Raw genomic sequence first — 20,844 nt, forward strand, 5'->3', positions numbered from 1 at the left:
TATATCTATTGGCAACGAAAACTACCCTAATTCGCGGATTTAAATCCAAAGCCGAACGCATAGCGCTCGATTATCGTCAGAAACTTGGAGTGCATGCTTGTGCACCACTTTGCGCCTTTAAGGTTGCTAAATATTTGAGTATTCCTGTTTATAATGCTACTGAGTTTATAACAGACGAATTTGAATTGCAAAAATTAGAAGGTAAAGTTTGTGAGGAGTATGGTTGGAGTGCTTTAACAATGCTCACTAAGGCAGGCAATCGAATTATCATCCATAACAATTTTCATACAGCTGCTCGACAGCAAAGCAATATTATGCATGAGATTGCGCATATTATTTGTGAACACGAGATTAAAGCACGTCCAGAAGGAATTGTTTTACCCCTTGGGATGCGTGATTTTGATAGAAATCAAGAGGATGAAGCAATTTATTTAGGTGCGACAATGCAATTATCACGCCCATGTCTTTTATGGGCTAAAAAGACTAAAATGACAAATGCTGAAATTGCACGTCATTATAATGCTAGCATGGAAATGGTTAATTTTAGAATTAGCTCTACTGGAGTTAACAAACAATTTCAAAAGGCAGTTTAAAATTGAATTTTTAAATTACAAAGTATGAAGTCACGTCCAAAACAAAACTTCAAAATTATTTAAAAATATCTTTTAATACGCTTGATAATCTTATGCCGGCTTTCTGGATCTGTTCCTGAATAATTATAAAGTTTGCATCAACATATGAGTCATTTATTTTGGCTCCGTAAGTTTTGTAAATTATTGGTAAATAACTTCTCGATTGGTTTGCCCATTCTATCACATCGATTTTCTCAATCTGCGCTACTTCTTCTTTTGAATAGGTTTTTGCTTTTAGGCATTGTGGTAATGACAAAGTTTTATACTCTATAATTCCAGAATCGTAGAATGAGTGGAGGTTAGTTCCCCGCCCATAAAAGTTTATCTGGTAGTTGTTTCCACCTTTATCCTCTCCATAACCTACGTGTAATGGTTGGTGTAAATCGCCTACTAAATGAAACAGAATGCATAGTTTTGTTTTTACTTCTTCTTTAGAAAGTGTTTTGTGATTTTTTAGTTCTTCTATTGTTTTAGTTAACGCACCAATAATATTCTCTTCGTTGTTTGCGGTTATTTTCTGACCTCTCTCTGCATTTATGTAATGTAATTTTCTAAGATAATCGTAAGCCTTGTCGCTTTTAATATCATCCATCCAATTTGCGGCATCCTGAATGGTCATTCCATCAAGATATTCTAACAATACTTTTCTTGTAGCTGGATCTAAATAATTAAATGCTACTTCTGCAACTAATGAATGTCCTTTTTTACCCCAGGCAAAGGAAGTTGTAGATTGGAAAGCTGTGAATACTATTATTGTGAGAAAAATATATCGTTTCATTTTTTGATTATTAAAAGTTTCGAAAGGTAGGTTTTTTTCTTTTACTTCAAAAGAAGTGCTGATTGCAAATCATAAGTCTTCTCAATTGTTGTTTATTGCCAATACAACCATTAATTAGCCCTATCATATTTTAACTGTTTTAAAATGATAAATAATCTGACGCAATTTCTAAATAACTTCTGTTAAGTCAAAATTTAGATTAAATTTTAAACCCTTTATTTTTTGCAAAAAATATTATTGTTGCAAAAGTAATTGCATTATCAATATCTAATTTTCGATTATTGTAACTAGACTTTAAAAGGTTAATTGATTTTTCTTCATTATGTTTCACTTGATCTAAGCGACAAAGTGATAAGAAATATTTCTCACCTACATCATAACTAAAAGCTGATGCGATAGCAAAAGAAACTTTAAGCCAATCATCATGTGTTTCTGTTATTGATAAATTTCTTTTAGTTAGATATTTTATAATTTGTCTAATCGTATTTCTATCTTCGACTTTATTGAGACCTTCAGTGGCATAAGCACTTTTTAAGAGGGAAATACTTTTGATTAGACCTTCTGATTTTTTTGAACTCTTTTTTTTATTTTCTTCTAAAAAATCAACATATACTTCAGCATTAGAATTAAAGAATATGTTTTCATCCCATGAGGAAAAGCAAAGTCTTGAGATATCTTTACCGCTAACATCAAGTTCGATTTCATAGTTATCAATAAAGTAATTTTTCAAGGAGTTAAAAATAGCTTTATGTTTTTCGTAATTACTATTAATTTTTATCAACCCTTTTAGCCCGTTGCCAGAAGGAGAATCCCAAAATGATAAAATATATTTATCATTAGAAAGTATTGTTTTGATATCTATTAGTTCGTTACTAGATAAATTGTCAATATCTAAAATCATAAGATTGTTATATATTGTTAACTCTGAAGCTTTTCTAACATTCGCGAATTCTGCACAAAAAGTTACAGCTGGTAATTTACTTTTGAGCACAACATACAATTCCTTATTATTAGCAGCTAGAGCCGCTCTGCATTTTAATATCAAATCTTTATACTTACCAGTTTTAATATTTTTCAATTCATCAAACAATAATATACTAACGCCTTGTTTGGCAGTCATATTTTGAAACTGAGTAATTCTGATTTCCGAAAGTTTTTTCATACAGTATGCAAAAATAGTTATATTTGTTTAATGCGTAGCTAAGGGTGTTATGTATAACATCATTTTAAACAGGAGGGCTATTTGGCCTAGGAAGAGAAATCAACCGAAAAATCCGCGGGTCATAAGGGTCCTGATTATTTTATTTTCTGGCTCGATTGTGTATTGAGTTCATCGGTAGACAGTCTTTATTCATCTATTATTTAATTTCCGGCTACGCTTTTTATTTGCAAATTAATGACAGATTTAAATTCTTATTTCACAGAGGAAAATATTATTAAGTTGCTCTGTAAATATAGGGCAAATGAGGCTAATAAGCGACATGCGAAACACATGATTAGAAATGTTAGTTTGCATAAATCTACTAATAAAGTTTTGATAACCGATGAGCAAGAGAATTTCAAGTTTCTACAAAAGTTATTTCCTTCAAGAAGAGATTGGAAAAAATTAAATGAAATTGAAAGGAAAACCTATGTAGATACTTTAAGTATTAATAGAAAGCGTCTTTATAAATCATATGAAACAGCAAAAAGGGAAGTTGATACAAGAGGAGGTATTCCTGCTGAGTGGTATAAACAACTTATCGATTTTGTGAATGAAATAAAAGATGATATTGACAATATCGAAATATCTTCATTTATATTTAGTAAACCAGATATTCTGGGGATTAAAAAGGAAATAAAGCATGAGATTATAGAAGGGGTAAAGCATAACACCATAATATAATATACAGACCTATTGCTTTATATGAATACAAAGACAAAATAATATGTTCTTTAACTTCAAGGTATTTAGTAAATTATTTTGAGCCCCTTTTTGCCAAACTAAATTGTTCTTTTGCCTTTAGACCAAAAAATACTGATGATAGGGTTCCTGACCATCATGATTGTATACAAGAAATTTTAGTTTACAAGAATCAACATCCTGATTTGTGGGTGTCAGAGTGTGATATTCAGAAATTTTTTGATACAGTACAGCACAATCATATACTTAAGGTTTTGGATAAGCATACAACGGTGGTTGAAAAAAAATCTGGGTTTATATTTGACATACGAGCGAGAAAAATTTTTAATTTATTTCTCGAATCATTCAATTTTCAACAAAGCATTTTAAGTTTAGATGCAGCTTGGTTTGAATCTAAAAACTTACCATTTGGAAAGTTTAAGTGGGTTGAGAGCCAATTAAATGCAAAGTTTGGCTCTAATTATACAGAAACACACAAAATTGGAGTACCACAGGGTAATGCTATCTCTTGTTTTATAGCAAATCTAATTTTACATGATGTAGATGTTAGCGTTAAGCAATATGATAGTTCAATTTTTTATATTCGATATTGTGACGATATGGTTTTAATGCATCCTGATGAAAAAAAATGTTTGGAAGCATTAAAAATATATATGAAGGGTATTGATGATAATTATCTCTTATTTCATGCTCCGGAGAAATTTGTAAATTATAAAAATCGTTTGACAAGTCATGATTTTTGGGAATCAAAGTCAAAAGAACCTTTTTTTTGGGGAGACAAAAACTCTAATGAAAATAATGTTCCTTGGGTATCGTTTGTTGGGTATCAAGTTGACTATCATAAGCGGATAAGAGTAAGGAAGTCTACCTTGAAAAAGGAAACTAAAAAACAAATATTTGAAACCCAAAAGGTCATAAAGGCACTAGGAAAACTTCACAGACACATGGAAGTGGAAGATGAGTATGCTAGATTATCCAAAGACCAAATTGTTTTTAGAATGCAACAGCGATTAATTTCGATGTCAGTAGGAAGAGTAACCATCCATAATCACAGAAAGCCATTAGAGCAGGGATTTTGTTGGACAAATGGATTTAAAAAACTTGAAAAGAATAGAATAAGTAAGAAACAGATAAGACATTTGGATAAAAGGAGAAACCTTCAAATTAATAGAATTCGAAGAGAGCTGCGAAAAGTTGAAAAACCTAACGATAACGCTACCTTTCCCGATGAATTAAAAAAACTTCGCTTTGGTGGTGCTTATAGTTATTATAATTTTTTAAAGCATAAATAGTTTACTTAAATGAATAAACACCAAATAAACTTTTTTTTATAGTTAATTATCTTCTAGTACTATTAAGTATTTTTTATATAGTTCCACAAAGATTTTGTCGATTAGTATTAATACTCCGAAATAAACAAAATAATTCTCATACTTAATATTTTCTCCAAGCAGTGTTTTTAAGGTTGGCAAATTTTGCTGATATGATTGGGTATTGTGTGCTATTTTATTCCTGCGTTTGTATAAATGTTCTTCGTATATTCTTTTCAAAGAATTGTCAGTAGTTCCTGCTGCAAATAATGTGTTATCGTCATTTGCGAAAGATGAAATTAAAATACTGTTCCAAATCGTGCTGTATTCGTTAAAACTCTTTTGTGCCCAAATTGACAAATTTGTATTTAAAAACCTATTTGTCAGTTCTGAAGTTGTAGTGGATAAGATTTCCGCTTTATTGATTTCAGTTAAGACATTAAAGCTTGAATTGTATTTTTTTATTTGCTTAATTAAATCTTTATAAATTGTTTGTTTGTCTTTGAAAGTCGAACATTCGCCCAATGGCATTTTGGTAAAATGATATCTATATTCGAAATCATTAGTAGCCATTTCCCAGCAGATACATTTCATTTTTTGTTCTTGCGAACCAGTCATTTTTAGAAAAACAGATTGCATAACATAGTCGCACATTGGGAATGTTTCAATACCACTGCCGATTCCAGCACTAGCAGAAACAACATCTTTTAATATATCGGAAATTGGCGATAAAATGAATTGACTGTGATTATGCATTTAGAAAAGTTTTATAAATATCAATTGAAGAATCAATGCGGGACTTCAAATACTTTAGTGCGTTTGGAGCTCTAGTGTGTGATGGATCTGCTTTGAATAATCTTATTTTTTCGTCAAGTTTTTCTTTTAGAAGATCTTTTTTGGTAATATCTAATACCTTGTTTTGAAAAACGATAGTATATATTAATCCAAACAAATACAAATCTAAATCGATAATAGATGTGTATTGTGTAGGTGTTTCCAAGGAAGTAATACTCTCCTTTAGATGTTCAAAACGTTCACTATAATTTCGGTCATTAAAAATAGTTGAAAAATCAACAAATAATGATGAATCATTCTCGCCTACTACAGAATATATGTATTCTTCATAATAAGTTTCCATTTTAGGTTTGTAACCTCTTGCCACTTTATTCGTGTTGCCATCTTTTATATACTGTGATAATAAAGAAAGATATCGAACAAAGTCTGCCTTGGATTCAGCACTACCGCTTCTACTAATAATAAACCGGACAAATTTTGGGTCAAAAAAATCGCCTAAATTTTTATCTAGAAAGTATAATGATGCTCGGCTTTCTTGCGGCAGGAGAACTTGTCCCTGAACATTTATATTACGAAAAACTGATGAATAATATTTCTGTTGGATTTGATCGCTGTTTGCAATATCGGGAACTAAATATGAAAAACCGAGAAATGTCGTTTTTAGAAACTCCTCGTCAATGTTTAAATTTATATTTTTATAATTGCCCTCGGTTATTCTACTGAGTATTTGTTCTCTATTTTTTCCTTTCTCAGTCAATAAGTTAAATTTCCATTCGAAGATATTGTCAAGCGAATCGTCCTCTTCATCTTCCTCATCTATTTCACTGGCGAATCTTTCTTGAGTCAATTTATAGATTGTTTTATCGGGATATAGCCCTAAGTACGCCAGTAATATGCTAGTTAACCTTTGCTGTCCGTCAAGAAGTAAATTTTGGTTAGCATTTCCAATTTTAAAAGCTCCAATTGTTACTGGAGGAACAAATTGCTTTTTCTTGAAAGTATTGATTAAGGTTTCTACTTTTCTTTCGTTCCAAACAAAATATCGTTGATAATCTGGAAGAATAATGTTTTGTTTTAAAATTAAATCAATCCAATGTTCTAGAGAATACTCTCCATAAAAAACTCTATTATCCATATATAACTAATTTTTATATTTTTAGCAGCTAATTTATTTTCTGTAATTAAGAAGTGTGAAATGTCAAATATAAATTATTTTCTTTACTTTTTTCTATCCTTCCAACTAATCATTTTTAAAGAAGTTCTTTTTATTCTCATAGATTTTACCTCTTAGGAATGCACCAACTATTACTATTATAACAAGACCTACTATTTCGTACCATACCATACTGTTTAAAAAAATCAAGATTTGATTTACTTGATTTGGTTGCAAACCTCAGCATTTTGTATTGTTAAAGCAAGAAGTATAGTGTGTGATTCCGGAATTGAATACTACAAATATGAATTTATTGCACAAAAAAAGATGCCCAGGCATCTTTCAAATATTTCTTTATAATGGCTTTTCTGGCCAGAAGTCTTTAGGAGAACATTCAAATATTTTTGCAATATCATTTAAATGTTTGACATTGTACTTTGCTTTTTTTGATGGAGCTTCAATATCAGATATGAAAGTAGTACTTTTTCCTAAAGCTAAAGACAGAGAAACTTGGCTAAGACCTTTCTTTTCTCTCAATTCTTTTACTCTTTTTATTAAGTATCTTTCTATGTCATCAAGTGATTCGTGCATAGTTACAAAATGACTTCAAAAAAGATTAAAAAACTAAGGACTATAATCCTGTTTTTAAAATATTTTATTATATTAGCACCGAATTAATTAAATTTGCGATTCTTCAAATACAATATTGAAGCATTCGCTTAGAATCTCGCACTGGAAAACTGGTAATTTTAAAGAAACGAGATGATAAGTAAGATGCTCACGCTCTAGGGTGTGGGCTCACTTATTGTTTCCAGGTATACCAGTACCTCCAGTGCAGTAAGATGAGTTCCATACCTTTTTTTTACCTTAAGGTTTTCTCTTCCTGATTCTTAGCACTGTTTCTGTTTTTATTGGTTTTGCGAATTGTTTCTTTGTAGTTCTCAATTAGCTACGCTCAGTTCGGCTAATCGCCTCGGGTCAATTTTCTGTCCCTAAAACTAGCGTTTTATGCACAGAAAATCACTCGAAGTGACGGTGGTAAACAAATTAATCAATTGCCTATGGAATAACAGACTAAACTAAATTCACAAAAAAAGCCCTCTATCTCGTCGGGAAAACTAGTATAGAGGACTGGACAAACAAAACTAATGTTTCATTTAACTCAACCAAAATTATGAATAAATTTTCATTGTACAAGGACCGATGCATTATTATGATGTGCTGTCTTTGTTTTCAATTTTCTGGTGCAGTCGTAAAGTCGAAAGTCGAAAGTCTTAAAGTAAGCCCCTCGACTGCGCTCGGGATGACAAAAGACAAAAAGACTCTGATCCTGAATCAAGTTCAGAGCAAGCAAGTTCAGAGCAAGCAACAAAATATTACAGGAAATGTACGTGATGCCAATGGTGTATTGACTGATGTTACCGTTTCTATTAAAGGTAAGCCAATTAGCACTATAACAAACGAGAATGGACAGTTTACAATAGCTGCTGCTGAAGGCGATGTGCTTGTTTTCAGTTTTATTGGATATTCTTCAATATCAATGACAATAACAATGGCAAACTTCAATGGGAATGCGTTGAATATAACCATGAAAGAAGATGCCACAACTTTAAAAGAAGTGGTTGTGAATGCTGGGTATTATACTGTAAAAGATAAAGAACGTACTGGAAGTATTTCTAAAATATCTAATAAGGATATAGAAAAGCAACCTGTAACCAATGTACTTGCGGCTATGCAAGGACGAATGGCTGGTGTGGATATAGTGCAGGATAGCGGAAGTCCGGGTGGTGCTTTTGCTATTAAAATTAGAGGCACGAATAGTTTGCGAGCTGATGGTAACCAACCGCTTTATATTATTGATGGTGTGCCGTATTCTTCGGAAACGATTGGTTCTATTGCTACATCGGGCACTGCACCGAGTTTGACTAGTCCGTTGAATTCTATTAATCCATCGGATATTGAGAGTATTGAAGTGCTCAAGGATGCTGATGCTACGGCGATTTATGGTTCGCGTGGTGCTAATGGTGTGGTATTGATTACTACCAAAAAAGGAAAGGCAGGTAAAACTACTTTTACCGTTAATGGTTCTACGAGTGTTGGAAGTATTACAAGAACTCCAAAATTGATGAATACGCAACAGTATTTAGCGATGCGCCAACAGGCATTTGCGAATGATGGTATTAGTGTTTATCCCGATTTTGCTTATGATGTAAATGGCACTTGGGATGCTAACCGCTATACGGATTGGCAAAAGAAATTTATAGGTGGTACTGCTGAAGTTAACAATTTGCAAGTTTCGGTTTCTGGTGGAAGTGCCAAAACACAGTATTTATTGAGTGGGAATTATAGAACGGAAACGACTGTTTTTCCTGGTGATTTTAAGTATAATAAAGGTGCTGCTCATTTTAACATGAATCATGCTTCGGACGATGACAAATTTAAGTTGGTGTTTTCTGCTAATTATACTGCCCAAAAGAATAATCAACCTGCTACAGATTTGACTGCGGTATCGCGAACACTTGCACCCAATGCACCTGCACTTTATAATGCCGATGGTAATTTGAATTGGGAGAACAGCACTTGGGATAATCCGTTGGCTACTATGCTGTCGGAGTTTGATTCTAGGATTAAGGATTTGACTGCGAATACGGTTTTGTCGTATCAAATTTTGAAGAATCTACAAGTGAAATCGAGCTTTGGTTATTCGGATTTGAAGAGTACGGAAAGCAGAACCCAACCGCATACCATGTATAATCCGGCTTTTGGATTGGGAAGTGCCTTTTCGGGATTGAGTGTCAGCCAAACCGATAGAAGCACTTGGATTGTTGAACCGCAATTAAATTGGAACACTAAACTTGGTAAAGGAAAAGTAGAAGCTTTGGTTGGAAGTACGTTTCAACAACAAAAAACCAACCGATTGTTTATGAATGGATTTGGATTTTCGAGTAATAGTTTGATTCACAATTTGGCTTCGGCATCGATTAAAACTATTGACTTGAGTGATGAAACCGTATATAAATATCAAGCCTTTTTTGCCCGAATCAATTATAATTGGAATGAACGTTATATTATTAATGTTACTGGTCGCCGTGATGGTTCGAGCCGCTTTGGACCAGGCAAGCAGTTTGCCACTTTTGGCGCTGTTGGTGCGGCTTGGATTTTTTCGAATGAGAATTTCTTGAAGGATAATTCGGTGTTGAGTTTTGGAAAATTACGTACGAGTTATGGAACGACTGGTAATGATCAGATTGGCGATTATCAGTTTCTTGATACTTATGCTTCATCGGGCAATACCTATCAAGGATTGATTGGCTTGCAACCGATACGTTTGTTTAATCCCGAGTTTGGATGGGAAACGAATAGGAAATTTGAAGTGGCTTTGGAAACAGGCTTTTTGAAAGATAGGTTGTTTTTAACTACTGCGTATTATTTTAATCGTTCGTCTAATCAGTTGGTTGGTATTCCGTTGCCTGGAACGACTGGGTTTGGTTCGTTGAATGCCAATCTTGATGCTACCGTTGAAAATAGCGGCTTGGAGTTTACACTACGAACTGTGAATTTTCAGCGTAAGGATTTTGAATGGACAACCAATTTTAATATTTCTGCTAGTAGAAACAAATTGGTTTCTTATCCCGGATTAGAAAGTTCTACGAATGCGAGCCGCTACATAGTTGGTCAACCAATAAACATCATAAAAGTTTATAGTTATACAGGCATGAACCCAACTACAGGTGTTTATGAGTTTGAAGATGTGAATGGTGATGGTGTGATTACTTCGATAGGCGACAGAACACATGTTGCCGATTTGAGTCCGGATTTCTTTGGCGGTTTGCAGAACAATTTTAAATATAAAAACTTGCAATTGGATTTTCTGTTTCAGTTTGTGAAGCAAGAAACTTTTGGACCAACACCAGGTGTTCCCGGAACGGCGGTTAATCAGGTGGCGAGTGTTAGCAATGCTGATGGACAACAGCCACTCACGAGTGGTGTTAATGGCGATATCATTAATGCGTATTTCCGCTATGCACTTAGTACAGGTAATATTGAAGATGCTTCGTATGTGCGCTTGAAAAACATATCATTGACGTATGATTTACCCTTGAAAATGAGTAAAGGTGTTCGATGTCAATTGTATTTGCAAGGTCAGAACTTGTTGACTTTTACCAATTATTCTAACGGCGATCCCGAATTTAAGTTTAGTAATTATTTGTCGCCGTTGAAAGTGTATTCGGCTGGTGTAAAACTGACTTTATAATCTTAATTTATATGACTATGAAAAATTTTAAAATAACAGTACTTAGTTTATTTGTGTTACTAAGTTTGATGGGTTGTGATAGCTTTGTGGATGTTGAAACGCCTAATTCGCAACTGACTGGCATAACTGTTTTTGAAGATAGAACTACAGCCAATGCGGCTATGATTGATATTTATTCTAAACTACGCGATACAGGATTGATAGCAGGAAACGCTAATGGTTCTGGTGTAAGTTTGGGTTTGTATGCTGATGAACTGACTTATTATGGAAATACCGATGATAACATTTCGTTTATTTTTAACAATACGATGCTAGCGACTACATCGATAGCATCGCAACTATGGAATGAAAGTTACCAACAGATTTATTGTGCTAATGCAGTGATTTATGGTTGCCAGAATTCTATTGGACTTTCGACTGCCGATAAAAATCAGTTTATTGGTGAGGCAACTTTTGTTAGGGCTTTGGTTCATTTTTATTTAGTGAATTTGTATGGCGATGTTCCGTATATCACTACTACTGATTATGAAGTAAACCGCTTGGTGACTAGAATGCCAGCGGCAGAAGTTTACAACAACATTATTGCCGATTTACAACAAGCGATTGCTTTATTGCCAGAAGCTTATTTTGCACTTGACCGTGTTCGTCCTAATCGTTCGACTGCATCGGCATTATTAGCAAGAGTGTATTTGTATAATGGCAATTGGGCTGAAGCTTCGAATGCTGCCTCTGCTGTTTTGAATAATGCAGAGTATGTTTGGGAAACCGATATTGATAAGATATTTTTGAAGGATTGTACCGCTACAATTTGGCAATTTTCGCCAAAGTTGGAAGGTAATAATACCGATGAAGGTTCTGTATTTGTGTTTCAGACTGGACCACCATCGTTTGTTGGATTGCGTGAAGAATTGTATAATTCGTTTGCCAATGATGACCTTAGGAAAAGTCATTGGATTGCGACTGTAACCGATGGTTCAAACACTTGGTATCATGCTAATAAATACAAACAAAATAACAATACCGGAACCTCTGTGGAGTATTCGATAGTGTTTCGATTGGCGGAGCAATATTTAATTCGTGCGGAAGCTAGAGCACGACAAGGTGAATTGAGTAATGCGAAACAAGATTTGGATATGGTTCGGAGTTTGGCAGGATTGCCGAATACGACAGCCAACACAGATGCTGAAATTGTTGCTGCTGTGCAAGAGGAACGACGTTTTGAATTGTTTACTGAGCAAGGACATCGCTTTTTTGATTTGAAACGAAATGGAGCTTTGAATACCGATTTACCTATTGCAAAATTGGGTTGGAATAGTACCGATGTTAATTGGCCAATACCGGAAACGGAATTATTGGCTAATCCAAACTTAACTCAAAATCCCGGTTATTAATGAAGTTCACTTATTTACCAACGTTTTATGGTGTGATCGCCATAATTTTAGTTGGGTTAGTTCCCTGTCCTGTAATGGGACAGGTGCTAGCTAAGAAGCATTTGACCGAAGCCGATTATGGTTTGTGGCATATTATGGGAAGTGAGCAATTGTCTGACAAAGGCAACTGGGTTAGTTATCGGTTTTCGTATGAAAATGGAGTAGATACTACGTTTGTGGTTCATACTAAAACTGATAAGAAGTTTGTGTTTCCTAATTTGCTACATGGTCAATTTATTGAGGAACGAAGCTTTGCTTTTTTGAAAAAAGAAGGATTGTTGTTGTTTGATTTGAAAAGCGGTACTGAAAAGTTATTACCGAATGTTAGTCGGTATGACTATTCGGCTGATGGACAGTATTTGGTTACTTTGGAAGATGCTTGTACGCTAGTTATAAGAAAGAATGAAACAGTTATTGAACAAATAGAAAATGTAACTACTTATGAATGGAATGTAGACAAAACCAAGTTAGTTTATGCAACTTCGTTACATGGGAAAGGTTCTGTTGGTTGTTTAAGTTTGAAAAATACTTTTAGTCAGCAGCAAATTTTGAAACCAACTGCGCAAACTTTTGAAGTTTTCAAGTGGCAACAAAATGGCAACTCTGTTGCTTTTTATGGTGTTGACAAAGACAATGAAGAAGTGTATTATTATGATTTTGTGAACAATAAGGTATTTACGCTGAACTCTTCTGATGCTATTTTTCCTGTGAAAATGAAAATTGCTCCCGATCAAAATATTGCTCTGAAGGTTTCTCGTGATGGGAAGAAGGTATTTTTTGGAATTACTACTATTGTGGCAAAAGACACTACTGGATATTCTGGCAGTGTTGAGGTTTGGCATGCAAAAGACCAGTTGCTTTATCGTGAAAGAAAGTTGAGAGCAAGTGTACCTTATTTACAATTTTTAGCCGTTTGGTTTCCAAAAGAAGGATTTGTTCGTTCACTAAATTCAGAGCAACAAAAATGGATTGCTTTGAATGGCACACAAGATTACGCTCTTTTAGCGAATATGGATTACTATGAACCACAGTATAAATTGAATGCTGATAGGGATTTTTACTTGATTGATATTAGAACTGGTGCAAAAGAGTTGCTTTTGGAGAAGCAGTCTGGTATTGATAGTCAACTAGACTTTTCTCCCGATGGAAGGTTTATAAGCTATTATAAAAAAAGTAATTGGTGGGTTTATGATATTGTGAAAAAATCACATACCAACATTACTCAAGGATTGAATGTTAGCTGGGATAACTGGGTTAATGATCCAGGTACTGAATTGCGCGTTTGGGGTCAGACCGATTGGACGAAAGATGGCAAATATGTATTGTGCTATGATTATCATGATATTTGGGCGATTTCACCTGATGGCAAGGAACGTAAACGATTGACTAATGGCAAAGATAAAGACATACGGTTTCGATTTGATACATCTGCTGTATCAAATATTCACGAGTTTAATTATTCTGAAACTGGTACTACTGTTTATGATTTATCAAAAGAAGTTGTTTTAATTTCTTATAATTTACAAAGTGGTGCGCATGGTTTTTTTACCTTAAAACCTAACCTAATTGCAAAGCCACTTATAGCTGATGATGCTATGGTTACAAAATTCAAAAAATCAAAAAAAGGCACATCATTTATTTATGTCATGCAACGATTTGATTTGCCACCAACTCTAGTATTTGATAATAATGGGTTGCAAAAAGAAATTGTTAATAGTAATGAACATCAAAAGAAGTATCATTGGGGAAAATCGGAAATGATTCAGTATGCCGATAGTAAAGGAACACCACTCAAAGGCATATTGTATTATCCAGCGAATTATGATGCTAGTAAAAAATATCCTATGGTTGTGTTTATTTATGAAACTTTTTCAAAATATAGACATGATTATATTACTCCAAGTTTGCATAATGGGATTGGGTTTAATATTGCTAATCTTACTACAGATGGCTATGCTGTTTTGTTACCCGATATTTCTTTTGAAAAAGGAAATTCGGCTATGTCGGCAGTTGACTGTGTTACTGCTGCTACTAAAAAGGTTATTGAAATGGGTGTTGCTGATGCTAAAAAAATTGGACTAACTGGACAATCTTTTGGCGGATATGAAACAAATTTTATCATTACACAAACGGATATGTTTGCCACGGCTATAAGTGGCTCGGCTGTATCTGATAATTTGCAACATTACTTTACAATCAATACATTATACACAAATATTGATGCATGGCGCTACGAAAACCAACAATATCGTATGGGATTTTCTTTTTACGAAAATCAAGAAGCCTATCATAACAATTCACCTTTACTGAATGCTAATGGAATAAATACTCCGTTATTGACTTGGGCTGGTAAAATTGATGACACAGTGCAGTCAAGACAAGCTGAAACTTTTTATGCGGCTTTACGACGATTAAAAAAAGAACATGTTATGTTGGCGTATGATAACGAAGGTCACATTTTTCAAGATCCAAAAAACCAAGAAGATTTACTGAGAAAGATGAATGATTGGTTTGGTCATTATTTAAAAGGTAAGCCAAAAGCATCATGGATGAAATCTGATTTAGAAGAGTAAAGATAAAAATATGCAGTTTTCGATTAAAGAAAACTGCATACTTAAAAGTTACTTGTTTACAATACTTTGTACAAGTTTACACTACAAGCATTTGCTGCATTTTTATGCCAAACACGTCTTGGAGTTGCCTCACTAGACATACAGTTTTGGATTGTAGTCGTTGGAGTACAATCCACCGTAACTTGAAGACAATTTGCAATTGATGGATTTTGTATAAATCCAATGATAGAAACTGTCTTTTTTGCTTCTTTAACTTTAGCATTTTTTGAGCTAACTGCTCCGGCACTTGCCAATGTGAATGCCAATACTGGCAAGATCACTTTTAAAATGGTTTTCATGGTAATAGAATTTAAATTACTTTTTTTGACTTACTCTTTTTTACAGGTTTTCAGTCTCGTTCCTGCTACTGATCAGAATAGATTTTTATATTATTATTTCTATTTGAAATGTTTTTTACTCAACTGGTATTTGTGTAATTGATGTCCGATTATTGCATACAGCTTGTTATCAACCACAAACATTTCTTTCAACTTGGTTTTGTTTATATTATAAATGTAAATACTTGACAAGTAGGTGTTTTTCTCGATGTTGTACACATCAACAATCGAAGCTTGTTTCCACATTTCTTTGGGTTCGTATCGTCCGATTAATTTTGAATTTACAAATAGTAAATTGTTAGAAACCGTCGTCAATTGATTAACAGTTGCTGGTAGTGAAGCAATTTTTCGTTGTCCAGTTTCTTTGATATGTGCTATTTTAAGTTTGGCTTTGGTCGTTGTGTCGATGGTATTTCCGCGATGTATTAGGTTGAGGTTGGTATCGGCAACTATGAATTGATTTCGGTAGTAATAGGTATAGATGAATTTTTGCGATTGTATGTCAAAATGCATCATGCCATCGGTGTCAAAAAAGCCATCTATTTGTTTTTGTAATAGTTGAGGCGCGTATTGCATTTTTAAACTGTCTTTGAAAGTGAAGGTTCCTAAAATGTTATAAAGCGTTTTGAGTTGCTGTGCTCGAAATGCGATTTTATCTGGAGTAATTATTTCGGCTTTTGAGAAATAGTAATTGTTGTCGTACATTACAAGTTTTGCTTTCCAATCGGATATATTGCCTTTGTAAATTACTGGCACTGTGCCATCCATGAGATAAAAATAGGGTGGTGCAATTCGGACTTGTACTGAAACAAAAGGAAAGTTTTCACGCTCCAGTTGTATTTTATAATGACGTTTGGTTTTTAAAATGGTATCGTAAGCTATTATGTGTAGCGGTGCTTGACTATCTCCGAAATAAATGGTTTTACCATCGGTTCCTGCATAGTATTTGGAATTGTTGGTTAGTTCTGCTTCGGCTGTTTGGGTTGCTGCACCTTGGATAAATCTTCTTATGAATGGGTTTTCTCGGTGCATGGTGTGTTCTGAATAGAAGTATAAAATCACAATTACAGCTGAACCGATTATTGCGATAATTATTAGTTTTATAACTGTTTTGGATTTATTTGTTGCTGTAAATACAGCTGCAATTGCAGCTAGAATTGTAAACGCTATGTTGAAAATCAGGTGTTCTTTCCAACCCATTTTCTCTAATATACCACCGCAGGAGCAAGGAACAAATGAGGAATAATTTAGAATGACAACTATGTAAGCGGTGAATATTAGCATCAAACCAAATGAAGCTAACAAAGCAATATATCTTGATTTTGGTATTGCAAGTAATAAAGCGATTAATAATTCAATTATTAAAACGGAATAGGAAACAAATCCGGTGTATGCGCTTATAAGTGGCGATTGACTTAGTTGGGCTTGGAAGTTTTGAAATTCTAATAGCTTACTCAGTGCTGAATAAACAAAAAGTAACATTAGTAAAATACTTATTATTTCTACTAAGATTGATTTTAGATTGGTGACCTTAATTTTCATGGTTCAATAGAATTGGTAGTGTAAAATTCTATTAATGAAAACGTTATCTTATTTCATTTCGGGAATATCGGTTTGCAAAAGAAGGAATGCCTTTATTAATTGTTGTTTTCTTTTTCTCTTTTTACCTCGCTTGGAGGATAGTTGTAACGTTTTTTAAATGCTTTGTAGAAGTTGGGATAATCATTAAATCCGCATATTAAAGCAATTTCTTTCAATGGAATTGCTGTTTCCTTGATTAGAAAATGCGCTTTCTTCAATCGCTCGTCATTGTAAAATTGATAAATGCTCGTTTTAACTATATTCCGGAAGCTGTCTTTTAAAGTAAATTCATTAGTGCCAAACATTTTTGAAAGTTCTTTGGTAGTTGGCAAAGGTTCTTCTAAATGATTTTTGATGTAGTCAAGGACTTTCTGTATTAGTTCTGCATCGGATTGTTTAGTAGTATTTTGATTTGTACTGTAATTGTATGGTTGGTTCTTGAACTCGTATTTCGAAATTATGTTTTGCATTTTTTCCGCTACTTCATTCAGCATATTTGCCAATTGATCCAACTCATCGCCACTGCCATTTAGCTCCACCCGAAACGCTAGATTTCCGGTTGCCATTTCTAAAAGCATCTTATATAAGCTTTTAATTCGTTGTTGGTTTTGTTGATTATCCATTAAGGTATGTATGTGAATGATTGCCAGAAAGGAAGTTGGGAAATGTTGACAAAACTATATTATCGAATTATATAAATCAAGAAGTATAGTGTTCCATTCGGGAATTACACACCTTGTTTTGGATGTGTTTTTAATAAAAAAAGCATTGCAGTTGTTGCAATGCTTTAAAAAAAAGTAAAAGTTATTCTATGAACTTTTCGCTATTAGTTGAGGTGCTAATTTTTGCTTGAGAATAGCCATATCATCACTCACTTTTCTATCAACTACTTTTGCGTAATGTTGCGTGGTTCTGATGTTAGTGTGACCAAGCATTTTGCTTACGCTTTCAATAGGAACGCCATTTGTGAGTGTTATAGAGGTTGCAAATGAATGTCGAGCAAGATGGAAAGTTAATTCTGTTTTAATGCCACAAACATCGCCAATTTCCTTGAGATAGCTATTCATTTTTTGATTGCTTAAAACTGGTAGTATAGTTTCTTCATTTATGCACTTTGGATGTGATGCGTATTTCGCCATAATTTGTTCTGGAATAGGTAGTAAAGGAATTTTTGAACTAGTATCGGTTTTTTGTCTATTCTTGAATATCCATTTGTTGCCATCAATTCCAATTCCAATGTGATCATTTGTCAATTGCTTTACATCGATATAAGCTAGACCAGTAAAACAACAAAATATGAAAATATCACGCACTTGAACTAATCGCTCACAATGAAACTTCTTATTGTAAATTGTCTCGATTTCGCTTTCAGTTAAAAAATCTCTTTCAACTTCCTTGATTTTTCCTTTATACTTTACAAATGGACTTTCAATAATCCATCGGTTATCCAAGCAGATTTGAATTATCTTCTTGAAGTTTTTAATGTATTTTACAGTCGTATTATTGCTACAACCACGTTCAGTTCTCAAGTAAAAATCGTAATCCGTAATAAACGCCAAGTCAATATCCTTGATATTAATGTCTGATATATTGAATTTCCATTTCATGAACTCTTTTGTATGGCTAAGCGAAGTTTTGTATCGCTCTAATGTTCCTGGAGAATATTCTTCGGTTTTTACTAAAGCTTCAATTTGATTGTTATGGTTTTGAAAGATTGGGATAAGTGTTCGTTGCTTTTCAGTTTTGCCTGTCAACACATTATTAAAAACTTCGGCAGTAATATCCTTGTCAACTGCAATTAATTTCTTTTCAATACTAGAATTTTTTGCAATCAGTGAATCAAGGTGGCTATTTATTGTTCTAGCTTCTTCAGAAGTGCCTTTCATTCTGCCTGCTTCTGTTGACCATTTAGTGGGATCAATGTACTTTCCGGTGCTTTTGTCGAGGCGTTTTCCGTTGATTGTGGTTCTGTGATAAATTGGAACTAGTCCGTGTACATTGGCTTTTGCTCTTTTTAGATAAAAAAGATTTGTGATTGTTGCTTCCATTTTGGTGACCTTTTAATTAGTAATAATTTAGTTAAAAAGTCAAATAGGTACAAGATGTTCATTTTCTGAACTGGCTGTAAATACTGAGGTTGGCGAAAAGATAGGGGCACAATTTTTATTGATTGCCTTGTGCCCCGAATTGTGCCCCTCTTGAATTGCGAATTAATGAATGTTTTGATATGGGATTAAAAACAAAAAACCCCGAAAATCATAAGATTTAAGGGGTTTTGAAGTACTTTAAAAAGTATTTTGCGGAGAAAGAGGGATTCGAACCCCCGGACCTGTTACAGTCAACAGTTTTCAAGACTGCCGCATTCGACCGCTCTGCCATTTCTCCAGTTGAGCGTGCACAATTTGTTATTGCGAGTGCAAATATAGTAAGCTTTTTTGTTTATGCAAACCTTTTTTGAATAAAAAATGGAATTATTTTTTAACTAATTCATTTCGTTTAAATTAACGTTAGAAAATAGTTTCTAATAATTTACATATTCAACAATCTCAAGCCCATATCCTATCATACCCACACGTTTTCCTTGGTCTGTATTAGAAACTAATCTGATTTTAGAAATATCTATATCGTGCAAAATCTGCGCACCTATTCCAAAATCTTTACTGTCAATTACAATTTTAGGTGCTTTCATCTCCCCTTTCGATTGTAATGCTCTAAGTTCATGAATTCTGTTTAACAAACTTACCGATTGCATGTCTTGATTAATGAATATCACAGCACCTCTACCCTCTTCATTAATGACTTTAAACATATCGTCGAGTTGCTTGTCTGCGTTGTTTGTCAACGTTCCCAACAAATCATTGTTTACTTGTGATGAATTGATTCTGGTTATAACAGAATCTCCTAAATTCCAAGTACCTTTTGTTAACGCAATATGTATTTGTTTATTTGTTGTTTGCTCGTAAGCACGAAGTCTGAATGATCCAAAGCGAGTTTCTATATCAAAATCTTCTTTTTTAACAATCAAACTATCATGTTGCATTCTGTAAGCTACTAAATCTTCGATTGAAACTAATTTTAAATCGAACTTTTTGGCTACTTCGTACAATTCTGGCAAACGAGCCATTGTACCGTCTTCATTCATAATTTCAACAATTACTCCTGCCGATTTAAATCCTGCTAATCTTGCAAAATCGATAGCCGCTTCGGTATGACCTGTTCTTCGTAAAACTCCTCCTTGTTTAGCTACCAAAGGGAATATATGTCCAGGACGTGCTAATTCATGAGGTTTTGTTCTTGAATCTACTAACGATAATATTGTTTTTGCTCTGTCCGATGCCGATATTCCTGTTGTTACTCCATTTCCTTTCAAATCGACCGAAACGGTAAATGCCGTTTCCATATGATCGGTATTGTTAGAAACCATGGCTCTTAATTCTAATTCCTTGCAACGACTTTCTGTAAGTGGTGCGCAAATTAGTCCGCGACCATGAGTTGCCATAAAGTTTATCATTTCTGGTGTTACTTTTTCGGCAGCAGCTAGAAAATCTCCTTCATTTTCTCGGTCTTCATCATCGACAACTATAATAATCTTGCCTTGGCGAATGTCTTCTATAGCCTCTTCAATCGTATTTAGTATAATCCTATTTGTAGTCATTTTTATTGTAGTTTGTTGCGTTGTGTGAGTTTGATAAATATTTTTTTAATTGGCTCTGTAATTCCATCAAAGCTTATTCCTCCGTTATCGTTTATTGCTTTTCTTGTTAAAAAGATGGCTAATGGTACTAACAGAAAAAACGAAATCCAAGCGCCAAAAAACGGTGTTATTCCTGATTCTTGTGCTACTTTTTTACCAAAAGTATTTAGAAAGTGAAAAGTTATAAATATTAACATTGCAAAAACTATAGGCAATCCTAATCCTCCTTTTCTAATGATAGATCCCAATGGTGCTCCTATAAAAAACATTAATATACAAGCAAATGCTATCACAAATTTATCATAAATAGACAGCCAAAAGCTATTTATATCTTTTTTCTTATAGCTTAATGAAAAATTATTT

Annotated in this window: 17 protein-coding genes and 1 tRNA gene; 6 read left to right on the plus strand and 12 right to left on the minus strand. The window is 33.8% G+C overall.

Features of this window, described 5'->3' with window-relative positions; translation table 11 throughout:
- Window positions 1-8 precede the first annotated feature (8 nt).
- Window positions 9-593 carry an ImmA/IrrE family metallo-endopeptidase gene (locus ACH2BG_RS11660; protein WP_395047867.1) on the plus strand — a complete coding sequence of 195 codons (585 nt, stop codon included), beginning with the start codon at window positions 9-11 and terminating at the stop codon, window positions 591-593.
- A gap of 55 nt (window positions 594-648) precedes the next feature.
- Here the strand turns inward: ACH2BG_RS11660 and ACH2BG_RS11665 are convergent, their stop codons facing one another.
- Both ACH2BG_RS11665 and ACH2BG_RS11670 read right to left on the minus strand, forming a co-directional pair.
- Window positions 649-1,410, minus strand: coding sequence for a S1/P1 nuclease (locus ACH2BG_RS11665; protein ID WP_395047868.1), 762 nt, complete (start codon window positions 1,408-1,410; stop codon window positions 649-651).
- Between the two features lie 199 nt (window positions 1,411-1,609).
- Window positions 1,610-2,572: a BT4734/BF3469 family protein gene (locus ACH2BG_RS11670; RefSeq protein WP_395047869.1), complete on the minus strand. Its 963-nt coding sequence runs from the start codon at window positions 2,570-2,572 to the stop codon at window positions 1,610-1,612.
- 234 nt (window positions 2,573-2,806) lie between these two features.
- On the opposite strand from ACH2BG_RS11670, the gene ACH2BG_RS11675 reads away from it, so the two are divergent.
- Entirely contained in the window at window positions 2,807-3,295 is a 489-nt protein-coding gene (locus ACH2BG_RS11675) for a hypothetical protein (protein WP_395047870.1), read from the plus strand.
- An 11-nt stretch (window positions 3,296-3,306) separates the two neighbouring features.
- Window positions 3,307-4,605 carry a reverse transcriptase domain-containing protein gene (locus tag ACH2BG_RS11680; protein ID WP_395047882.1) on the plus strand — a complete coding sequence of 433 codons (1,299 nt, stop codon included), beginning with the start codon at window positions 3,307-3,309 and terminating at the stop codon, window positions 4,603-4,605.
- Window positions 4,606-4,647: 42 nt separating this feature from the next.
- Here the strand turns inward: ACH2BG_RS11680 and ACH2BG_RS11685 are convergent, their stop codons facing one another.
- The 3 genes from ACH2BG_RS11685 to ACH2BG_RS11695 all read right to left on the minus strand — a co-directional run bounded on the left by ACH2BG_RS11685 (window position 4,648) and on the right by ACH2BG_RS11695 (window position 7,162).
- Window positions 4,648-5,379 carry a hypothetical protein gene (locus tag ACH2BG_RS11685; protein ID WP_395047871.1) on the minus strand — a complete coding sequence of 244 codons (732 nt, stop codon included), beginning with the start codon at window positions 5,377-5,379 and terminating at the stop codon, window positions 4,648-4,650.
- Window positions 5,372-6,553, minus strand: a complete 1,182-nt coding sequence (locus tag ACH2BG_RS11690) for a DUF262 domain-containing protein (protein WP_395047872.1) — start codon at window positions 6,551-6,553, stop codon at window positions 5,372-5,374. Before ACH2BG_RS11690 ends, ACH2BG_RS11685 begins: the two co-directional genes overlap by 8 nt.
- 372 nt (window positions 6,554-6,925) lie before the next feature.
- A complete protein-coding gene (locus ACH2BG_RS11695) occupies window positions 6,926-7,162 on the minus strand; it encodes a helix-turn-helix domain-containing protein (protein ID WP_395047873.1) in 237 nt (78 codons plus the stop codon).
- Window positions 7,163-7,745: 583 nt separating this feature from the next.
- Here ACH2BG_RS11695 and ACH2BG_RS11700 point away from each other — a divergent pair.
- Genes ACH2BG_RS11700 through ACH2BG_RS11710 form a run of 3 tightly spaced genes read left to right on the plus strand, consistent with a single transcriptional unit; the run spans window position 7,746 to window position 14,829 of the window.
- Window positions 7,746-10,826, plus strand: a complete 3,081-nt coding sequence (locus ACH2BG_RS11700) for a SusC/RagA family TonB-linked outer membrane protein (RefSeq protein WP_395047874.1) — start codon at window positions 7,746-7,748, stop codon at window positions 10,824-10,826.
- Window positions 10,827-10,843: 17 nt separating this feature from the next.
- Window positions 10,844-12,217, plus strand: coding sequence for a RagB/SusD family nutrient uptake outer membrane protein (locus tag ACH2BG_RS11705; RefSeq protein WP_395047875.1), 1,374 nt, complete (start codon window positions 10,844-10,846; stop codon window positions 12,215-12,217).
- Window positions 12,217-14,829 carry a S9 family peptidase gene (locus ACH2BG_RS11710; RefSeq protein ID WP_395047876.1) on the plus strand — a complete coding sequence of 871 codons (2,613 nt, stop codon included), beginning with the start codon at window positions 12,217-12,219 and terminating at the stop codon, window positions 14,827-14,829. Before ACH2BG_RS11705 ends, ACH2BG_RS11710 begins: the two co-directional genes overlap by 1 nt.
- A gap of 56 nt (window positions 14,830-14,885) precedes the next feature.
- Here the strand turns inward: ACH2BG_RS11710 and ACH2BG_RS11715 are convergent, their stop codons facing one another.
- The 7 genes from ACH2BG_RS11715 to ACH2BG_RS11745 all read right to left on the minus strand — a co-directional run.
- Window positions 14,886-15,167, minus strand: coding sequence for a DUF6520 family protein (locus ACH2BG_RS11715; RefSeq protein ID WP_187657298.1), 282 nt, complete (start codon window positions 15,165-15,167; stop codon window positions 14,886-14,888).
- Window positions 15,168-15,266: 99 nt separating this feature from the next.
- Complete coding sequence (locus ACH2BG_RS11720) at window positions 15,267-16,748, minus strand: MauE/DoxX family redox-associated membrane protein (protein WP_395047877.1); 1,482 nt, start codon at window positions 16,746-16,748, stop codon at window positions 15,267-15,269.
- 95 nt (window positions 16,749-16,843) lie between these two features.
- The gene (locus ACH2BG_RS11725; RefSeq protein ID WP_395047878.1) at window positions 16,844-17,410 is read right to left on the minus strand and encodes a helix-turn-helix domain-containing protein; all 567 of its coding nucleotides are present in this window, start codon (window positions 17,408-17,410) and stop codon (window positions 16,844-16,846) included.
- 186 nt (window positions 17,411-17,596) lie between these two features.
- On the minus strand, window positions 17,597-18,835 hold the full coding sequence (locus ACH2BG_RS11730) for a site-specific integrase (RefSeq protein WP_395047879.1): 1,239 nt from the start codon (window positions 18,833-18,835) through the stop codon (window positions 17,597-17,599).
- A gap of 252 nt (window positions 18,836-19,087) precedes the next feature.
- Window positions 19,088-19,172 (minus strand) — tRNA-Ser (locus tag ACH2BG_RS11735).
- Between the two features lie 136 nt (window positions 19,173-19,308).
- Window positions 19,309-20,442: a 3,4-dihydroxy-2-butanone-4-phosphate synthase gene (gene ribB, locus ACH2BG_RS11740; protein WP_395047880.1), complete on the minus strand. Its 1,134-nt coding sequence runs from the start codon at window positions 20,440-20,442 to the stop codon at window positions 19,309-19,311.
- A 2-nt stretch (window positions 20,443-20,444) separates the two neighbouring features.
- Window positions 20,445-20,844 (minus strand): LptF/LptG family permease (locus ACH2BG_RS11745; RefSeq protein WP_395047881.1); only part of this gene is annotated, 400 nt, incomplete at its 5' end.

Source organism: Flavobacterium sp. (genome assembly GCF_043779715.1).
GTDB lineage: Bacteria > Bacteroidota > Bacteroidia > Flavobacteriales > Flavobacteriaceae > Flavobacterium.